Origin of the sequence: Escherichia sp. S10b (assembly GCF_028421345.1) — a bacterium.
Classification (GTDB): Bacteria; Pseudomonadota; Gammaproteobacteria; order Enterobacterales; family Enterobacteriaceae; genus ECMA0423.
In genome coordinates, this window is sequence record NZ_JAHZSO010000126.1 from 1 (window position 1) to 1,768 (window position 1,768).

Below are 1,768 nucleotides of genomic sequence, written 5' to 3' on the forward strand. Positions count from 1 at the left end.
TGTCGGCTGCCACCAGTCGCGCATGTGGAATCCGATAGCGGTTTCCAGCGAGTCAAGCGGACTGCGTGACGTGTGACCACACTCGCGGGTCTGGACACCGTTAAGACTGCACGCGGTACAGAAACTGAGCAGGGATAACAGCACCTCCTGGCTGAGTGACAGGAACGTCGTCATGTCCCGTGTCCATCCCTCCGGCAGCAGGGCTGCAAGCCGGGCTTTTTCTGCCATCAGCGCCATGAATGCGGCACCTTCCTTCCCTGACGGCGCATCGCTGGTCAGCGAATAATGTTTACATTCCAGGCTGATTTGTGCTGGTTTACTGTACGCTCCGCTGCCAAACACATTCAGGCAGAGCGTCCATGCCAGCAGTGCCAGAGATTTGTCCGGTTGCTGCATGAGTGCCGCCTGGACTGCCAGCGTGCGTTCGGAAGACATTTTCGTCAGCAGTGGCAGACTGATTTCCTCCACTGACGCTTTCTCCTGCATCTGTTCCGTGCGGTCAGCGTCGTCAGCCACGTCATCCTCACTGCGCAACTGCACACCACGCTGGACACACACGTTGCCATAACGCCAGGACACCACCACACCGCTTCCGGCACGCATCTCCGGCGTCCACGCTCTGACCTTCGCCATGCAGCGCATCAGCTTCATTTCTGCTTCCAGCAGGTCGGATTCCTCACACTGGTTTTCCAGTGCGTCGTAACGTGCCATCAGTTCGTTCAGGCGTTCTTCTTCCGCCTCCGTCAGCACTGCTTCCGGCTGCGGCAGGTTGCGGTATGCCCGGGCATCTTCACGGCACTCACCAACGGCCTCCATGCGTCCGGCACACCATCCCCAGCCCTCGGCTTCCCGAAGGTACTCTGCAACAGCCTGGAGTTTTTCCAGCAGGGCGGCATCGAGCGCAACACAGTCCACATAGCCACCCTCATCGTCGCTGAACAAATCAGTGCGCAGTTCATCTGGCGAGAAGGCATCAGCCCCCACGAAGCGGAATTTAGTGTTCCCCGCCACCGCCACTTCACTTTCGGTCACCAGACGACGAATGGTCTGTACTTCCGGTTTACCGCCCCATCCCGACTGACAGGCAGCTTCAAACACCTGCACCTGACGCGCGGTGTCGTTCTCCAGCGCCAGCGCCTGACAGTGCTCTGTGGTGATGCGGTCTTCTGCCAGCGCATCGAGGATGACAGGCGCAAGGTCAGCCAGTTTCAGCATTCGCTGAACGTGGCGGGGCGAATAACCCAGCAAATCACCGATTTGTGCAGGTGTTTTGCCTTCCTGCGCCATTGCACGGAATCCGGCAATCTGTTCGGCAGGGTGCATATCCCGACGATGACCGTTCTCGGTCATCGATGCGGCAGTCGCCAGCTCCTGCGGAATGACCTTCACACGGACAGGCCAGTCAACCTGAATGATGTCACGCTCTGCCAGCATGTTGAGTGCTGCCAGTCGGCGACCACCTGCGGCGACACCGTAACGGTCACCTGGCAGGGCATGAACAACCAGATTCTGTAACAGGCCGACACCTTTAATGGAGTCCGCCAGTTCGCTGACGGACTCCGCAGAATACGGCACCGTGCGCACATTCAGCGGAGACTTAATCAGCGAGGCCAGCGGCACACTCACTTCCTCCGTCTGCGCCAGCAGGGCCGACAGGACTGTTTCCTGCGTTTTTGCAGGTTTTCGGCTGGATTTACGCTCCGTTTTTGCCTTAGACTCTGTAACTGACATAGTTAGTACCTCCCAAAACGGTAATAATGATTGTCTG

At 58.3% G+C, this 1,768-nt stretch carries 1 protein-coding gene; it reads right to left on the reverse strand.

Features of this window, described 5'->3' with window-relative positions; all coding sequences use genetic code 11:
* A partial coding sequence (locus FTE26_RS20225; RefSeq protein ID WP_272457547.1) for a ParB/RepB/Spo0J family partition protein occupies positions 1 to 1,731 on the reverse strand: 1,731 nt, incomplete at its 3' end.
* Positions 1,732 to 1,768 lie beyond the last annotated feature (37 nt).